This is a genomic window from Ciceribacter sp. L1K23, assembly GCF_018122705.1.
Classification (GTDB): Bacteria; Pseudomonadota; Alphaproteobacteria; order Rhizobiales; family Rhizobiaceae; genus Allorhizobium.
Window position 1 is genome coordinate 3,312,202 of sequence record NZ_JAGRRC010000001.1, and the last position, 16,064, is coordinate 3,328,265.

14 protein-coding genes and 1 pseudogene are annotated in these 16,064 nt (G+C 59.8%); 7 read left to right on the forward strand and 8 right to left on the reverse strand.

The annotated features are described in order from the left end of the window. Positions 1–14 precede the first annotated feature (14 nt). A complete protein-coding gene (gene mutS, locus J5J10_RS16000; protein ID WP_349252074.1) occupies positions 15–2,756 on the reverse strand; it encodes a DNA mismatch repair protein MutS in 2,742 nt (913 codons plus the stop codon). A gap of 113 nt (positions 2,757–2,869) precedes the next feature. Here mutS and J5J10_RS16005 point away from each other — a divergent pair, with 113 nt between their 5' ends. Beyond that, positions 2,870–5,152, forward strand: coding sequence for an NADP-dependent malic enzyme (locus tag J5J10_RS16005; protein WP_211930622.1), 2,283 nt, complete (start codon positions 2,870–2,872; stop codon positions 5,150–5,152). 4 nt (positions 5,153–5,156) lie between these two features. Here the strand turns inward: J5J10_RS16005 and J5J10_RS16010 are convergent, their stop codons facing one another. The 7 genes from J5J10_RS16010 to J5J10_RS16040 form a co-directional block, all read right to left on the reverse strand. Beyond that, positions 5,157–6,092, reverse strand: a complete 936-nt coding sequence (locus J5J10_RS16010; protein ID WP_211930623.1) for a LysR substrate-binding domain-containing protein — start codon at positions 6,090–6,092, stop codon at positions 5,157–5,159. A 301-nt stretch (positions 6,093–6,393) separates the two neighbouring features. After that, on the reverse strand, positions 6,394–7,272 hold the full coding sequence (locus J5J10_RS16015; RefSeq protein WP_208548301.1) for a GNAT family N-acetyltransferase: 879 nt from the start codon (positions 7,270–7,272) through the stop codon (positions 6,394–6,396). A 97-nt stretch (positions 7,273–7,369) separates the two neighbouring features. Further along, positions 7,370–7,861 (reverse strand): signal peptidase II, encoded by a 492-nt coding sequence (gene lspA, locus J5J10_RS16020; RefSeq protein ID WP_211930624.1) that lies wholly within the window; start codon positions 7,859–7,861, stop codon positions 7,370–7,372. Beyond that, positions 7,861–8,721 carry an RNA methyltransferase gene (locus tag J5J10_RS16025; RefSeq protein WP_211930625.1) on the reverse strand — a complete coding sequence of 287 codons (861 nt, stop codon included), beginning with the start codon at positions 8,719–8,721 and terminating at the stop codon, positions 7,861–7,863. Before J5J10_RS16025 ends, lspA begins: the two co-directional genes overlap by 1 nt. Continuing rightward, positions 8,718–9,815 (reverse strand): class I SAM-dependent rRNA methyltransferase, encoded by a 1,098-nt coding sequence (locus J5J10_RS16030; protein ID WP_211930626.1) that lies wholly within the window; start codon positions 9,813–9,815, stop codon positions 8,718–8,720. The genes J5J10_RS16025 and J5J10_RS16030 overlap by 4 nt, the downstream gene beginning before the upstream one ends. Before the next feature lie 73 nt (positions 9,816–9,888). Then, a complete protein-coding gene (locus J5J10_RS16035; RefSeq protein WP_208548297.1) occupies positions 9,889–10,233 on the reverse strand; it encodes a DUF1049 domain-containing protein in 345 nt (114 codons plus the stop codon). Positions 10,234–10,323: 90 nt separating this feature from the next. Beyond that, positions 10,324–10,671, reverse strand: a complete 348-nt coding sequence (locus tag J5J10_RS16040; RefSeq protein WP_208548296.1) for an integration host factor subunit beta — start codon at positions 10,669–10,671, stop codon at positions 10,324–10,326. Between the two features lie 201 nt (positions 10,672–10,872). Here J5J10_RS16040 and lptC point away from each other — a divergent pair, with 201 nt between their 5' ends. The 6 genes and pseudogenes from lptC to ptsN all read left to right on the forward strand — a co-directional run bounded on the left by lptC (position 10,873) and on the right by ptsN (position 15,923). Next, the gene (gene lptC / locus J5J10_RS16045) at positions 10,873–11,535 is read left to right on the forward strand and encodes an LPS export ABC transporter periplasmic protein LptC (protein WP_211930627.1); all 663 of its coding nucleotides are present in this window, start codon (positions 10,873–10,875) and stop codon (positions 11,533–11,535) included. A gap of 11 nt (positions 11,536–11,546) precedes the next feature. Continuing rightward, positions 11,547–12,092: an LptA/OstA family protein gene (locus J5J10_RS16050; RefSeq protein WP_208548294.1), complete on the forward strand. Its 546-nt coding sequence runs from the start codon at positions 11,547–11,549 to the stop codon at positions 12,090–12,092. Between the two features lie 84 nt (positions 12,093–12,176). Continuing rightward, positions 12,177–12,917 (forward strand): annotated as a pseudogene (lptB, locus tag J5J10_RS16055) (LPS export ABC transporter ATP-binding protein); the annotation flags it as partial. A gap of 142 nt (positions 12,918–13,059) precedes the next feature. Next, complete coding sequence (rpoN, locus tag J5J10_RS16060; protein ID WP_211930628.1) at positions 13,060–14,610, forward strand: RNA polymerase factor sigma-54; 1,551 nt, start codon at positions 13,060–13,062, stop codon at positions 14,608–14,610. A 211-nt stretch (positions 14,611–14,821) separates the two neighbouring features. Beyond that, complete coding sequence (raiA, locus tag J5J10_RS16065) at positions 14,822–15,394, forward strand: ribosome-associated translation inhibitor RaiA (protein WP_208548292.1); 573 nt, start codon at positions 14,822–14,824, stop codon at positions 15,392–15,394. A gap of 64 nt (positions 15,395–15,458) precedes the next feature. Next, positions 15,459–15,923: a PTS IIA-like nitrogen regulatory protein PtsN gene (ptsN, locus tag J5J10_RS16070; protein ID WP_208548291.1), complete on the forward strand. Its 465-nt coding sequence runs from the start codon at positions 15,459–15,461 to the stop codon at positions 15,921–15,923. The last annotated feature ends 141 nt before the right edge of the window (positions 15,924–16,064 follow it).

Genomic DNA, 16,064 nt, shown 5'->3' on the forward strand with positions numbered 1-16,064 from the left:
CAGCATATTAGCGATCAAGGTTTGCCAAGTTCTTGCTTCAACGCGTAAAGCGCGTCCAACGCCTGACGCGGCGTAAGATCGTCCAGATCGAGCGCACGGAGCATATCCTCGACTTTCGAGGCAAGCGGCGAAGCAGACCGAGCGGTTTCCTCGCGCCGCACGGCGACCTGGAACAGAGGCAGATCGTCGATGAGCTGGCTGGTCGGATTCTTGCGGTCGGCATCCTCAAGCAGCGTCAACACTTCACGGGCGCGAGCTACTACGGAGGCAGGCAGGCCGGCGAGACGAGCCACCTGGATGCCATAGGAACGGTCAGCCGCGCCGGGTCCAACCTCGTGCAGGAACACCACGTCGCCCTGCCATTCCTTCACCTTCATCGTCGCATTCGAGAGACGAGGCAGCTTTTCCGACAGCTGCGTCAGTTCATGAAAATGGGTGGCGAACAAAGAGCGGCAGCGATTGACCTCATGCAGATGCTCGACAGCCGCCCAGGCGATTGACAAGCCGTCGAAGGTGGCCGTTCCGCGACCGATCTCGTCGAGGATCACCAGCGAGCGTTCGCTCGCCTGGTTGAGGATCGCCGCCGTTTCGACCATCTCGACCATGAAGGTGGATCGCCCCCGCGCCAGGTCATCGGAAGCGCCGACGCGGGAAAAGAGCCTGTCAACGACACCGATATGGGCTGCGCCCGCCGGCACGAAGGATCCCATCTGCGCCATGATCGCGATCAGCGCGTTCTGGCGAAGGAAAGTCGACTTACCACCCATGTTGGGGCCGGTGAGCAACCAGATCGCACCATCGCTTCCGTGCGCCACAGGCGAAAGATCGCAACCATTCGCAATGAACGGTCCGGCCGACTGCCGACGCAATGCCTGCTCGACAACGGGGTGACGTCCGGCAACGATCCTGAACATGCGGCTGTCATCGACCATCGGACGGCAGTAGCCCTGTTCCTCGGCCAAGGCCGCCAAAGCGGCGGCTACATCGACAATGGCGAGCGCCTTTGCCCCGCGCTTGATCGCCTCGGCGGCGGTCACGACATCGGCAGTCATGGCTTCGAAGGCTTCCAGTTCGATCGTTAGAGCCTGACCGGCAGCGTTTGCAATCCGCGTTTCGAGGTCGGCCAATTCGGTGGTTGTGAACCGCATCGCGTTGGCCATCGACTGACGGTGGATGAAGCGTGCCTTCGCCTCGCCTTCCGTCAACGGGCCGGCGTTGTTGGCCGTGACCTCGATGAAATAGCCGAGCACGTTGTTGTGCTTGATCTTCAGCGATTTGATCCCGGTCTCGTCGGAATATTGCAGCTGGAGGCCGGCGATGACGCGCCTCGACTGGTCCCTGAGCGCGCGCGCCTCGTCCAGATCCGAGCGAGCACCATCGCGCAAGAAACCGCCGTCACGCTTCAGTAGCGGCAGATCATCGGCGAGTAGGGTCGCAAGTCTCTCTTCCAGACGGCTGGGCAGGGCCTGCAAATCGGCAAGCGCGTTTGCCAGCTCATCCGGCAGCCCGATATGATCGGCAAGCAGCCCTGCAATTTCGCGGGCAGCGCCAAGACCGAGGCAAATCGCGCCGAGATCGCGAGGTCCGCCACGGTCCAATGCCAGACGCGACAGCGCGCGGGGCATGTCCGGAACCCGTTTCAGCAGATCGCGAAGGCGGTCGCTCAACATGGGTTCGGCGAGCAGGAAGGCAATTGCCTCCTGTCGTTCCGCGATCAGTCCCGGATCCGTAAGCGGTGACATCAGACGCTCGGCCAGCAATCGTGCCCCCCCGCCGGTGACCGTGCGATCGAGGGCCTTCAACAACGCACCGTTGCGATCGCCGGACAGCGTCTTGACGAGCTCAAGGTTGGCGCGCGTTGCCGGATCGATGAACATCGTAGACGATGCATTCTGCCGTTCCGGCAAGCCAAGCGGCGGACGCTCGGAAATCTGGGTCTTCTCGACATAGGCCACCGCAGCGGCGGCGGCAGCCATCTCGACCCTGGAAAAACTGCCGAAGCCTTCCAGCGTTGCAACACCAAAATAGCGGGCTATACGTCCTTCGGCAGTCGCGCTGTCGAAGAGCAACGCCGGCTGAGGAACGGCGATACGTCCAAGGACATCCATGACCGGACGTAATTCGGGATCGTGGAACAGATTGTCGGCAAGCACCAGTTCCCGCGGCTCGATCCGCAGGATATCAGCCAGCAGCCGCTGCTCGTCGGTCTCCGCTAGCCTAAAGACGCCGGTCGAGATATCGATCCAGGCGAGCGCCATGGAACTCGACGCGCCGCGTATGCGGGCAAGCGCCATGAGGTAGTTCGACTCGGAAGGGGAAAGAAGCTTTTCCTCCGTCAGCGTGCCAGGGGTCACGAGACGCACCACATCCCGGCGAACGACCGACTTTGATCCTCTCTTCTTTGCTTCTGCGGGATCCTCGACCTGCTCGCAAACGGCGACACGAAAACCGAGGGAAATCAGCTTTTGCAGATAATCGTCGGCCGCGTGCACCGGCACACCGCACATCGGAATGTCCTGGCCCATGTGCTGGCCGCGCTTGGTGAGCGTAATGCCGAGCGCACGGGACGCCTCCACCGCATCCTCGAAGAACAGCTCGTAGAAATCGCCCATCCGGTAGAACAGCAGGCTATCGGGATTGTTCGCCTTGATCTCGATGAACTGCTCCATCATCGGCGTCGCCGAGGCACGGCTCTCCTCAGAGGCAAGTTCGGCGGCCTTCAGGACCTCGATATCAAGGGGGTTGTTGATGCTCACGAGCGGAATGTTTTCTTTCAAAAAGCGACGTGCAACACTAACGGCCTTGGGAGACCAAAAACAACAGCAAGGGCGGCCGCGCGAGACGCTGCCCACAACTAGGTCGAGGGAACATGCCGACAAACGACAAGGCCGGAAAGGCCAAGACGTCCGTCACTGAACAGGAAGCGCTGGATTTTCACGCGCAGGGCCGACCCGGCAAGCTTGAGATTACGCCAACGAAGGCGATGGCAACGCAGCGCGACCTTTCGCTCGCCTATTCACCCGGAGTGGCGGTGCCGGTCAAGGCCATCGCGTCAGACCCAAGAACGGCCTATGACTATACCACGCGCGGCAACATGGTTGCCGTCATCTCGAACGGTACGGCAATTCTCGGCCTCGGCAACCTCGGGGCGCTTGCCTCCAAGCCGGTGATGGAGGGCAAGTCCGTTCTCTTCAAGCGGTTCGCAGACGTCGACTCGATCGACCTCGAAGTCGACACCGAGAATGTCGACGAGTTCATCAACTGCGTCCGCTATCTCGGCCCTTCGTTCGGCGGCATCAATCTCGAGGATATCAAGGCACCCGACTGCTTTATCATCGAGCAGCGCCTGCGCGAATTGATGGATATCCCCGTCTTCCACGATGATCAGCACGGCACCGCGATCATCGCGGCAGCCGGTCTTATCAACGCGCTGGAACTGACAGGTCGCGATTTCAAGACGACGAAGCTGGTTTGCAACGGCGCGGGCGCTGCGGCCATCGCCTGCGTCGAACTCATCAAAAGCATGGGCTTCCGTCCGGAAAACATCATCCTCTGCGACACGAAGGGTGTCATCTATCAGGGCCGCATGGAAGGCATGAACCAGTGGAAATCGGCGCACGCGGTGAAGACGGAGACACGCACTCTGGCCGAGGCCATGGCCGGAGCCGACGTCGTGTTCGGCCTGTCTCAGAAGGGCGCTTTTTCCGCCGACATGATCCGTTCGATGGCGCCAAACCCGATCATCTTCGCCATGGCCAATCCCGATCCCGAAATCACACCGGAAGAGGTCGCCGAAATCCGCACCGACGCGATCATGGCGACCGGGCGTTCCGATTACCCGAACCAGGTGAACAACGTCCTGGGCTTTCCCTATATCTTCCGGGGCGCGCTCGACGTTCGCGCATCGCAGATCAACGAGGCGATGAAGATCGCCGCCGCGGAGGCTCTCGCCGATCTTGCCCGCGAGGACGTGCCCGACGACGTGGTGGCAGCCTATCAGGGCAACCGTCCGCGCTTCGGGCCGCAATACATCATTCCCGTACCTTTCGATCCGCGCCTCATCTCCGCCATTCCTGTTGCCGTCGCGCGGGCAGCGATGGAAAGCGGCGTCGCTGGAAAGGCAATCGAGGATCTCGATGCCTATGCGCGCGAACTTTCAGCTCGACGCGACCCGATCGCTGCGACAACGCAGCGGCTCTACGAGCGCGTGAAGAAGCATCCGAAGCGCGTGGTCTTCGCCGAGGGCGAGGAGGAACAGGTGATGCGCGCGGCCATCTCGTTCGCGACGCAGGGGCTTGGCACGGCGATCCTGCTCGGTCGCGACGAGCCACTGAAAGCAACAGCGGCCAGAGCCGGCATCGATCTCGACCGGCCTGGCATCGAACTCGTCAACGCCCGCGTCTCGACGCGTGTCGAGGCCTATACCGACTATCTCTATTCCAGGCTGCAGCGGAAGGGATATCTCCACCGCGATTGCCAGCGTCTGATCAACACGGACCGCAACCATTTTGCCTCCTGCATGGTCGCGCTTGGTGATGCCGACGCCATGGTGACGGGTACGACGCGCAATTATTCGACGGCGCTCGAGGATGTCCGTCGGTGCATCGACGCCGAGCCAGGCCACCGGGTGATCGGCGTGTCGCTGGCGCTCACGCGCGGTCGTACGGTTCTCGTGGCCGATACGGCAGTGCACGACATGCCGACGGCAGAGGAACTTGCCGACATCGCCGAGGAAGCGGCAGGCGTCGCCCGCCGGATGGGCTATGAGCCGCGCGTTGCGCTGCTTGCCTATTCGACCTTCGGACATCCGACCGGAGAGCGATCTGAGCGTTTGCGCGAGGCGGTGAAAATCCTCGACCGGCGTCACGTCGATTTCGAATACGACGGGGAGATGGGCGCGGACGTGGCGCTGAACACGCATCGCATGGAGCAGTATCCGTTCTGCCGCCTCTCCGGCACCGCGAACGTGCTGGTCATGCCCGCCATCCATTCTGCGGCGATCTCGACGAAGATGCTACAGGAACTCGGGGGCTCGACGGTCATCGGGCCATTGCTCGTCGGCCTTCAGAAGTCGGTGCAGATCGCACAGTACGGCGCCAAGGATACGGATATTGTCAACATGGCGACAATCGCTGCTTACAACGCCCACTAGAGACTCAAAGCGCCGCCGGCTCGATGCCTGCCGTTCGGACGAAGGCGTTCAGTGCCGCCATGTCGTCTTTAAGCGCCTGCCGAAGCCAAGCTTCAAAAGCCTCGACTTTCGGGTCGCGTGCCGCGTTTTCCGCCGTCACCAGATAATGGGCATCGCCGGTCGCCAGAAACGGGCCGAATGGAACGACCAACTGGCCGCTTTGGATGGCGTGCGAGGCAAGCGTCTGCCACGCAAGCATCACACCCTGGCCGGCGATCACGGCGTCGAGACAAAGCGACGCTTCATTGAAAACGTGACGGGCTACCACCCGGCCGATTGGCAGACCGGCGCGACCCAGCCAAAGGTCTCGCGAAAACATCGCCCGGGCATCGACAACCCACGGCATGTCCAGAATGTCAGCGGGTGTCGACAGCTTCGATGCCATTGCCGGGGAGCAGACGGGAAAGACCTGCTGCTGCAGCAAAAGGTGGGCCTGCACGCCGGACCATCGACCCTTTCCGACGCGAATGCAAAGATCGACATCGCCTACATTCGGATCGATCAGGCGGTCGGTAGCGTCCAGGCGGATGCGGATGTCTGGGTAAAGCTCGGCAAACTGTCCCAGCCTGAAGACGAGCCATCTCGCCGCAAAGACCGGAGCGACAGAGATCGTCAGGACGTCCTCCCTCTCGTGTCGTATCCAGTCCACGGCACGGGACAAGCCACCGAAGGCTTCGGTCAGTCGCGTCACGAAGTCTCGAGCGCCCGGCAAGACTACGAGACCACGCGGCTCGCGTGCGAAGAGTGACCGTCCCAGCTGTGTTTCGCATTTGATCACCTGCTGGCTGACCGCGCCGATGGTCACACCCAGTTCGTCGGATGCTGCCTGTAGCGATCCCAGCCGCCCCACGGCTTCCACCGCCCTCAGACCGTTCAGGGTCATGACATTCAAGTTCCTCATGCAGAAAATCTATAGCTCTGTGCCGAAAGCATCAATGGGCGATGCTGTGACATCCCTTTATTTTGGGCAATTGAGGTCGACCGAATAGGGCGACCAACTGAGGACACCGGCCCATGCTCAAGATATTCTATAAGATTTCGTTGATTGTCCGGACGCTTTTGACAGAGAAGGGCGGCGCCGAGGGTTGGCGGCGTGATCCCCTGATACACCCTGCGGTGACCCAGATGAGTCTGCGCGAAGTCGGCGACTTGCCGCTTGATCCCCACGATACATCGTCTTGTTGAAAAAGTGAGCCGCCGCCTCAGCTCGCGAAGCGTCCGGCGTCGGCGCCGTAGTAGTTGATATAGCGGTCGGAAATGCTGGAGATGGGAAGCAAAATCAGCACGTCGGTGGTGTTGAAGGCCTGATCGACTACCGCGCCACTGCCCACCATCGCACCGAGGCGCAAGTAACCCTTGATAAGCGGCGGCATTGCCAGTAGCGCCCGTTTCGGATTCACGGCTTCGCTCGGCATGAGATCCATCTCGCGATGAAGTTCCGGACGCGCGCTGACGTGCCAGTCGCCTTTTGCAACTACGTTGTGATGGAGGAACGACAGCGCCAAGGCGTGCTCCTCGGGACGCACCCCGGGGAAGGATCCGCAGCCGAACATGGCATCGACACCGTATCTGAGAGCATAGGCCCAATTCCCCTGCCACAACAATTCCACGGTGCGCTTGGTTCGATACGGAGGCAATACACAGGAGCGCCCCAGTTCCATGAAGCGCTTGCCGGGATGCCGGGACAGGAGATCACCTACCTGGAATTCCGACGCAGAATAGAACCCGCCATGGTCTAAGGCGACTTCCTGTCGGAGGAGCCTGTAGGTTCCAACGATCTGGTCCTCCGCATCACCTTCCAGCGAGCGGTCCAGGACGAGTAGATGATCGCAGACCGCATCCCATTGGTCGGCGTCACGCTGCCGACGCATGGCTTCCGGTGGCAGGATGGCGTGCATCTCCTCGGCAAACACCTTGAACCGCAGCGCCTGGGCAGCGTCTATTTCACGCTCGGTGCGCGCCAGACGGGTCTCAAGATTTCCGATCCGGCCAAGAACGTCAAGAATGGTCTGCGTATCGGCTGTTGACGGTCCGGTGACTGCGTCAGCGACTGTCGAGCGATCCAGAATTTCGATGCCCATGGCGATTCGTCTCCGCCCTACTTTTCCGGGTCATAAACCACGCTTCTACGACAACTTCGTGACGCAAGCCACGCTGCCGCGACTGACGCAAAGCAGGTCAGGCCTTGTCCTTCGGGTGAGGTACGAGGAACTCCTGGACCAGAACGAGTCCCGCTCCGATCGTTATGCAGGCGTCTGCGAGGTTGAACACGGCGAACGACCATGTGCCGGTGTAGAACAGAATATAGTCGACGACATGCCCGTACACGAAACGGTCGATGATATTGCCGATGGCACCTGCGATGATCAGTGAGTAACCGAGATGTGCGAAGTGATGGGTGTAGTCCGTGCGCCGCCACATCCATAGGACAAAGCCCACGATGACAATCCGAAGACCGACAATGAACCAGCCGTCCATTCCCGACAGCATTGAAAACGCCACTCCCAGGTTATGGGTCCGGTAGAGCGCGAGGAACGGCATGACAGGGACCAGTTCGTGCATCGGCAGTTCGATCTCGACGAGATACTTGATCAACTGATCGAGAAACAGCATTGTAACCACGAAGATCACCGCCGGCATCGGACGTGAAAACAAGGTGCGTCCGGCCATCAGGCATGGTCTCCGAGCGAGAGCAGGTGCCGTCTTGCTTCGAACAGCATGACACCCGTCGCGACAGCGAGATTGAGCGAATCCGCCATGCCTGACTGGGGAATTCGCGCGAGGGAGTCGGCCGCCGAGGCCAGTTCGTCGGGGAGCCCCGACTGCTCATTGCCCATCAAAAGCACGACGGGACGCGACCGGTAATCAATCGTCCGGTAGTCAACCGCACCCGCAAGGTGGGTGGCGACGATATTCACGCCTGCCGCACGTTTCCAGGCAAGGAACTCCCCGACCGTTGCTTTGACCACGGGCACCGCGAAAACGGAGCCCATGGTTGCGCGGACCGTCTCCATCGAGAAGGGATCAGTGCAATCACCCACCAGAATGATCCCCGATGCTCCGGAGGCATCAGCCGTGCGAATGATCGTACCGAGATTGCCGGGATCACGAACGCGATCCAGTGCGATCCAGGTCTGCCCAGAAACCGGCGATACCGTTTTCAACGGCATCCATCGCTGCTCAAAAACTCCCGCTACCATCTGCGGGTTGTCGCGACGGGTGATCGCGGACATGACCTTTTCGCTGACTTCCAGGACAAGGCCACCGGCCGCAATGGTCCGGGCGGCGGTTTTTTCGACCACCGGCTTGCCCTTGGCAGCCTTCGAATAGACGAGGGTTTTGATCGTCCAGCCAAGATCGAGCGCGTCGATGACGAGCTTCAGGCCCTCCGCGATAAAGGATCGCGTCTCGTCGCGCGTCTTCTTTTGAGACAGCGCCTTGATGTCCTTGACGATGGGATTGGCAAGGCTGGTGACCTCCTTGACCTGACCGACCCGCCGGGCCCCGTCGTGCCTGATGTCGTTATTCATTTCGGCACCCAGCGACTGAAAAGGGAAGTTGAAAGAACACGATTTGGCGCCTTGCCGTCGAGACCCGTCTCGCGGATCACCAGTTCCCCGGATTCGACCCAGCCACCCTTTCCGCGCATCGTCTCACGCATCAGTTCATGGATGGAGTAGAAGCTTGCCCGTATGGAGTAGGCGGTCAGCACCAGACCGAGCGCTTTGGGCGACAGCAATTCGCGACAGATATCGAGCATCAATGGCAGATTATCAAACAGTTGCCAGACCTCGCCATTCGGGCCCCTGCCGAACTTCGGAGGATCCGTCAGGATGATGTCGTAGCGGTTGCCGCGGCGTTCTTCGCGCTGAATGAACTTCATCGCGTCATCGCAGATCCAACGTATCGGCGCCTTGTCGAGGCGGCTGAGGGCCTGATTCTCACGCGCCCAGCCTATCGCCTTCTTGGAGGCGTCCACATGCGTCACCTCCGCGCCTGCAGCGGCTGCGATCAGCGAAGCGACACCCGTATAGCCGAAGAGGTTGAGCACTTTCAGTGTTCGCTTCTCGGTCTCGATCCGCTCTTTCATCCAGGACCAATGCGCGATCTGCTCCGGAAAGACCCCGACGTGGCGGAAAGCCGTGAAACGCCCATGAAAATCCACACCCAGCAATGAAAGGGGCCAGGTCTCCCCAAGAGCCTCCCGGGGGAAGCGCCAGCGCCCCATGCCGTCTTCGTCAGTGTCGCCGGTAAAGACCGCATCGGCGCCATTCCAAACATGGTCTGGCAATGAGGGTTTCCAAAGCGCCTGGGCTTCGGGACGAACTATGCGGTAAGATCCATACTGTTCGAGCTTCTGACCGTTCCCACTGTCGATCAAGTGGAAATCGCCCGCCGCATCCGATTCAAGAATGAGCGGCACCCGCTCGGCGGGACGCTCGCCACTTCTCGGCGACAGTCCGCGCGCCGGTTCAGCCGACGGCGTGTTCGTTTCGGCGATAGGCGCCGCCTTTCGCTGCTGGTCGCCATTGCGAACGCCCGGGCGGCCATCGCGCCTCGGTGGTCCCCCGGCGCCACGCTGTGATGGCGATCCTTTGCTGGACCTCTGTTCCCTCTTCTTCAAAACGCGACTTCCGACTTCTGTTGCCACCAAAGACGGCGCAACTACCATTCCACCTGCCCCAGGGAAAGCCCCGTTACTTCGACTGCGGACTTGGCAGGGCCTGCACGGCGATCTGCTCGGCCCGGTTCTTGTGCTTGTCGGCCTCCGCCTGCCATTTCAGCGCTGTCTTCTTTTCCACCCTGGCGCGCTTGCGGTGCTTGCCCTGCGACAGCCAGGTGGCAAAGGAACCCGCCAACAGGCCGATCATCAATGCGACGAAGAGAAACACGAAGAACGGCGCCGTCAGCGACAGCACCTGATCCTCGGGGCGGAAGGGATTGAGCGCAAGGGTCACGCTCTGGCGGTTCGTGACCGAAAGGACGATCAGCACGATACCGAGCGGTACGAGGACGACGAGAGTGATGATCTTGCGGAGCATGGTATTTCCCTCTGCTATGCAACGGCAGTCACCTCGGCGAACAGCCGGGTGCCGGTCGAACCTACATATAGGGAACAGTCAGGCGATCGATCAATCGCTATCGTCGTCGCCCATGCCGGGATTCAGCCGTTCGCGCAGTTCCTTACCTGTCTTGAAGAAAGGAACCCACTTCTCCTCGACAAACACCGTCTCACCGGTTCTCGGATTGCGGCCTGAACGAGATGGCCTGTTTTTCACCGAGAAGGCTCCGAAGCCCCGAAGCTCGACGCGGTTACCCGCAGCAAGGGCATCGGTGATTTCATCGAGAACGGCGTTTACGATGTTTTCGACGTCGCGATGATAAAGGTGCGGATTGCGCGCGGCGACGATCTGCACCAGTTCCGATTTGATCACGGTTGCCCCCTGAACAACTTCATGAAAGAGGGCACAAAGTGCCAAACATGGTCAGTACCGTCAAGAAACAACTTCCCACCGTCGCATTTCAAGACCCTCTCCGGCGCCGCAAGGCCTTCACGGGCTTGTAAACCGTGATGCAATTTCCATATTGGCAATCGCCTGCAATAATGCGAATTCTCCGGCCGAACGCACGGGCGCTATCGCTGTGGCGCTGCAAATGCCGGAATTCAACAAGGTTCTTTGATGCTGAACAGGTTAGCAGAGGCACAGTCGCCCGCCGCCGGAACGGCGAACAGCGCCTATGCGGCAGCGGTTCGGCACACCCGTCGTGTCGAGCGATTAAAAGTCCTGCTGCCGATCGCGGCCATCCTCATCTCCCTCTCCTTCATCGCCGTCTCGGTCATCCGTGCCTATCTGCCGGAAAACATCGAACTTGAAGGCGCGCGCATAGAAAACGGCAAAGTGGTGATGGAGAAGCCTGCTATATCGGGCCGGAACCGCGACGGCATAAGCTACTCGATGCGAGCCGAGCGCGCCCTTCAGGATATTGCCAACCCCAACATCATCACGCTTGAAACGATCGCCGCCGCAGTACCACTAAACGAGAAGGTGATCGCGAGAGTCGAGGCGATCAGCGGCATTTTTGACCGGTCTTCGGACAGGCTCGACATGACGGCACCTTTCACGATCCGTCTCAGCAGCGGTGTCGAGGCCAACTTTCAATCCGCCCATCTTGACGTCAAGGGCGGCAAGATGGAAACCCCCGATCCGGTTTCGATCAAGGCAGAACAAGCGGCCATTGTTGCAGACTCCATGAAGATAACCGATAACGGTCGGACGATCGTTTTCTCGGGAGCGGTTCGAGTGAACATCGAACCCTCCGCCATTCGCAAACAGGGCAATTGAAGGCCGGCAAGATGATACGCAAAGGTAGACTTTCGGTAATGCTGATCGCCGCCGGTTTGGCGCTTTTGCCGCCCGCGATAGCCCGTTCGCAGAACACCACCAGCAACATGGATGGGCTGAAGTTGTCTAACGACCAGCCGATCCAGATCGAAAGCGACGAACTGCAGTTTCGCGAACAGGAAAAGTCGGCAATCTTTTCTGGCAATGTGAAGGTCGTGCAAGGAACAACCATGCTGCGCTCAGGGCGTATGGTCGTACACTACCGGGGCGAGGGAACAGCCGTGACGTCGGGTAACGCGGATATCGAGAAGATCGACGTCTCCGACACCGTTTTCCTGTCGTCGGGCACCCAGCAGGCGACGGCTGAAAAGGGCTTTTTCAACCTCGACACCGAAATTTTCGTTCTGGAAGGCGATCGTGTGGTCCTTTCCGAAGGTCAGAACGTTTTCGTCGGATGCAAACTCACAGTGCAAATGCGCTCGGGAGAGGCAAGGCTGGAAAGCTGCGGCGGCCGCGTACAGATACAGCTCGATCCGAAGTCTCGGCAAAACAACTGAGACCGGATTGACGTGAAAATTCCCCGACTCCCTGCTCTTTTCGGCGCCAAGCACGACCAGCCGACCGGTTCCGAGGCACCGACGCTCGACAAAGCGCGCTACGATGGCACGCTGATCGCTCGCGGCCTGACGAAAACCTACAATTCGCGGCGCGTTGTGAACGGCGTCTCCATGGTAGTGCGGCGGGGGGAAGCTGTCGGCCTGCTTGGCCCGAATGGCGCGGGAAAGACGACATGCTTCTACATGATCACCGGTCTCGTTCCCGTCGACATGGGCATGATTGCCATCGACGGCAACGATGTGACAACGATGCCGATGTATCGCCGCGCAAGGCTCGGCGTCGGCTACCTACCGCAAGAGGCGTCGATCTTCCGGGGACTGTCGGTCGAAGACAATATCCGCGCAGTGCTGGAGGTGCACGAAAGCGACCGGCAGAAGCGCGAACGGAAGCTCGATGAACTGCTCGATGAATTCCACATCGAGAAACTGCGCAAATCCGCCGCTGTGGCTCTCTCCGGGGGCGAACGCCGTCGCCTGGAAATCGCGCGCGCGCTGGCGACAGACCCAACTTTCATGTTGCTGGACGAACCGTTTGCGGGTGTCGACCCCATCTCGGTGTCCGATATCCAGAACCTTGTCCGCCATCTGACGGCGCGCGGTATCGGTGTCCTGATCACCGACCACAATGTTCGCGAAACACTGGGTCTCATCGACAGAGCCTATATCATCCATGCGGGCGAGGTGCTCACGCATGGGCGGGCCAACGACATCGTCAACAATGCGGACGTTCGACGCCTTTACCTCGGCGACAAATTCAGTTTGTAAGCGCCCAAAGGGAGAAAATTTCTTCCCTCCGGCATGAACGCTTGACCAAACGATCTAAAAAAGCAATTTTTGGGCCAGTTGGGGCAACTGGTATTCCCGAGGGCGTGCCAGGGGGCAAGTGTAGGGGAGTTTAGCGTCCGCCATGGCATTGTCGGCCAATCTTTACCTGCGACAAAGTCAATCTTTGGTCATGACTCCGCAGCTGATGCAGTCCATTCAGCTGTTGCAGATGACCCATCTGGAACTCACCCAATTCATCGCCCAGGAAGTGGAAAAAAATCCGCTTCTGGAAATTCCATCGTCTGATGATGACAATTCGGGCGATGATGCCTATTCCGGCGGCAACGAGAGCAGCGCCGATACCGACCATGCCGACGGAGACGTGGCGGCCCCCTCGCTCGCCAGCGACTGGTACGAAGGCGGCAAAGGCGACACCCTCGACGACCGGCTGGATGCGAACTTCGGCGAGGCCTACGCCGACGAGGCAAGCCCCGGAAGGGCCGACGCTCCGGAACTGATCGGCCAATGGAAGTCCATGCCGGGGGCAACCAGCGGCGATGGCTTCGATCTGGATGATTTCGTCGCGGGTCAGACGAGCCTTCGCGACCACCTCCTGCAGCAGCTGCCGTTCGCAATAACCAACTCCGGAGACAGACTGATCGCGCTCACCTTGATCGATCAGCTTGACGAAGCCGGTTATCTGCGTGCCGACATCGGTGAGGCTGTGGAACGCTTCGGCACCACTTCCAGCCACATCGAGGACGTGCTGAACACTTTGCAGACGCTCGATCCACCCGGGGTTTTCGCGCGCACCCTCAGCGAGTGCCTGGCCATACAACTCAAGCTTCGCGACCGTCTCGATCCTGCGATGCGTGCCCTCGTCGACAATTTGGAACTGCTGGCGAAGCGTGATTTCACCACGCTGAAACGTCTTTGCGGCGTTGACGAGGAAGACCTGATCGACATGCTTGGGGAAATCCGCAAGTTGAATCCTAAGCCCGGTAGCGGGTTTGAGGCGACGATCAGCGAAGCCGTGATACCGGACATAATCGTTCGCGCCGGTCGCGATGGCGGGTGGATCGTAGAGCTCAATCCGGATGTCCTGCCGCGCGTATTAATTAACCAGAGCTACCTCGTCGAGGTCTCGAAGAAGGGAACATCTCGCGGCGCCGACCAGGCCTTTCTGTCCGATTGCCTGCAAAACGCCAACTGGTTGACCCGCAGCCTCGACCAGCGCGCAAAGACGATCGCGAAGGTCGCAAGCGAAATTGTCCGCCAGCAGGATGCGTTTCTGCGGCTGGGCGTCGACCACCTCCGGCCCCTGAACCTCAAGGCGGTGGCCGACGGTATCAAGATGCACGAGTCGACCGTCAGTCGTGTGACGACCAACAAGTACATTCTGACCCCCCGTGGCCTCTTCGAATTGAAATATTTCTTCAGCGTCTCGATCAGTTCAGCCGACGACGGGGATGCGCATTCGGCGGAGGCTGTTCGCCACCGAATTCGGCAGCTTATCTCCCAGGAAAGCCCTGAAGCTGTTCTGTCGGACGACGACATCGTGCTGACGTTGAAGCGCGGCGGTGTCGATCTCGCGCGACGAACCGTCGCGAAGTACCGAGAGGCCATGAACATTCCCTCGTCCGTGCAAAGGCGTCGCGAGAAGCGAGCGATTGCCAAGGTTTCGGCCGGATAAGAGCCCGAAAACAGGCTTTGCGGCGTTGACTCCGCAAAACTCTGGGGCTAGAAGCCCGCCCCGACAGACCGGGAAAATGTCGCACGCAGAGCTTCGCCGGTGAAGACCTCTTATCCCTAAGACGAGCGACATGAAATGCTCGAAACGCTTGGATGCACGCACGGCTTGGCGTAAACTGGTACCCGTAAATTAGAATAAGAAGGGAAACTCCATGAGTGTGCGTGTCTCCGGCAAACATATGGAAATAGGCGATTCTTTCCGGCAGCGAATCGAGGGTAGCGTCTCCGACGCAGTCACCAAATATTTCGACGGAGGGTATTCAGGACAGATCACCGTCACGAAATCGTCATCGCGCTTTTCGGCCGATTGCATGATTCACCTGGACACGGGGATCAACCTGCATGCTGCTGGTCAGGCGAACGATCCGCAGTTGGCGTTCGACGCCGCGGCTGAGAGGATCGAAAAGCGTCTGCGCCGGTACAAGCGTCGGCTGAAAGACCATCATGCGACGAATTCGGGCAACCATGTCGAAGTTGCCTACGCCGTGATGGATGCGATGCCGGAGGAACAGGAAGAGGTTCCCGAAGATTTCGCGCCGACGATCGTCGCGGAAAGCACCAAGAAACTACGAACGATGACGGTAGCATCCGCCGTCATGGCGCTCGACATGACCGACGAGCCCGTTTTGCTTTTCCGCAGCCCGGGAAAGGACGGCCTCAACATCGTCTATCGCCGTAACGACGGCAACATCGGCTGGATCGACTCGACCAATATCAAGGGCTGATGCAGCCACGGGCTGGCTCTGGCCGGTCCGTGTCATTCATCTCTGCGGAGTGAAGGATTTTAAAATGGCCTTGGCAGACCTACTGCAACAGGATGCGATCATCCCCGCTCTGAGGGTGAATTCAAAGAAGCAGTTGTTGCAGGAACTGGCGGCAAAAGCCTCCAAGATCACATCCATTCCGGAACGGGAGATATTCGACGTCATCTTGCAGCGCGAGCGCCTTGGCTCCACAGGCGTTGGCCACGGCATCGCCATACCGCACGGCAAGCTCACCAGTATCCAGAGCATTGTTGGGGTCTTCGCCCGACTGGAAACACCGGTCGACTTCGAGGCCCTCGATGACCAGCCGGTCGATCTCGCTTTCCTGCTGCTTGCGCCGGAAGGTGCCGGGGCCGATCATCTTAAGGCGCTCTCCCGTATAGCGCGCGTTTTGCGGGATCAGGACATGGTCAGCAAGCTTCGCGCCACTGATTCTGCCCAAGCCATCTTCACCTTCCTCAACGAGGAACAGGCATCAAACGCTGCCTGACGAGGCTCATTTGCAAAAAACCCGCTTCGATGAAGCGGGCCAGACCGCTGACAAACCCGCCGATTTTTGCTTGGCGGGTTTTCTTGTTTTGAGGTGCGCGGTCAGGTGGTGTTTTGGTCTTAGATTTTCGTGATCTTAATC

Excerpts from the sequence above, each read along its gene's own strand:
- raiA (WP_208548292.1), top strand. The coding sequence starts at position 14,822 with ATGAGTGTGCGTGTCTCCGGCAAACATATGGAAATAGGCGATTCTTTC.
- ptsN (WP_208548291.1), top strand. The coding sequence starts at position 15,459 with ATGGCCTTGGCAGACCTACTGCAACAGGATGCGATCATCCCCGCTCTG.
- lptC (WP_211930627.1), top strand. The coding sequence starts at position 10,873 with ATGCTGAACAGGTTAGCAGAGGCACAGTCGCCCGCCGCCGGAACGGCG.
- rpoN (WP_211930628.1), top strand. The coding sequence starts at position 13,060 with ATGGCATTGTCGGCCAATCTTTACCTGCGACAAAGTCAATCTTTGGTC.
- J5J10_RS16025 (WP_211930625.1), bottom strand. The coding sequence starts at position 8,721 with ATGAATAACGACATCAGGCACGACGGGGCCCGGCGGGTCGGTCAGGTC.
- J5J10_RS16015 (WP_208548301.1), bottom strand. The coding sequence starts at position 7,272 with ATGGGCATCGAAATTCTGGATCGCTCGACAGTCGCTGACGCAGTCACC.
- J5J10_RS16005 (WP_211930622.1), top strand. The coding sequence starts at position 2,870 with ATGCCGACAAACGACAAGGCCGGAAAGGCCAAGACGTCCGTCACTGAA.
- lspA (WP_211930624.1), bottom strand. The coding sequence starts at position 7,861 with ATGGCCGGACGCACCTTGTTTTCACGTCCGATGCCGGCGGTGATCTTC.
- J5J10_RS16010 (WP_211930623.1), bottom strand. The coding sequence starts at position 6,092 with ATGAGGAACTTGAATGTCATGACCCTGAACGGTCTGAGGGCGGTGGAA.
- J5J10_RS16035 (WP_208548297.1), bottom strand. The coding sequence starts at position 10,233 with ATGCTCCGCAAGATCATCACTCTCGTCGTCCTCGTACCGCTCGGTATC.
- J5J10_RS16050 (WP_208548294.1), top strand. The coding sequence starts at position 11,547 with ATGATACGCAAAGGTAGACTTTCGGTAATGCTGATCGCCGCCGGTTTG.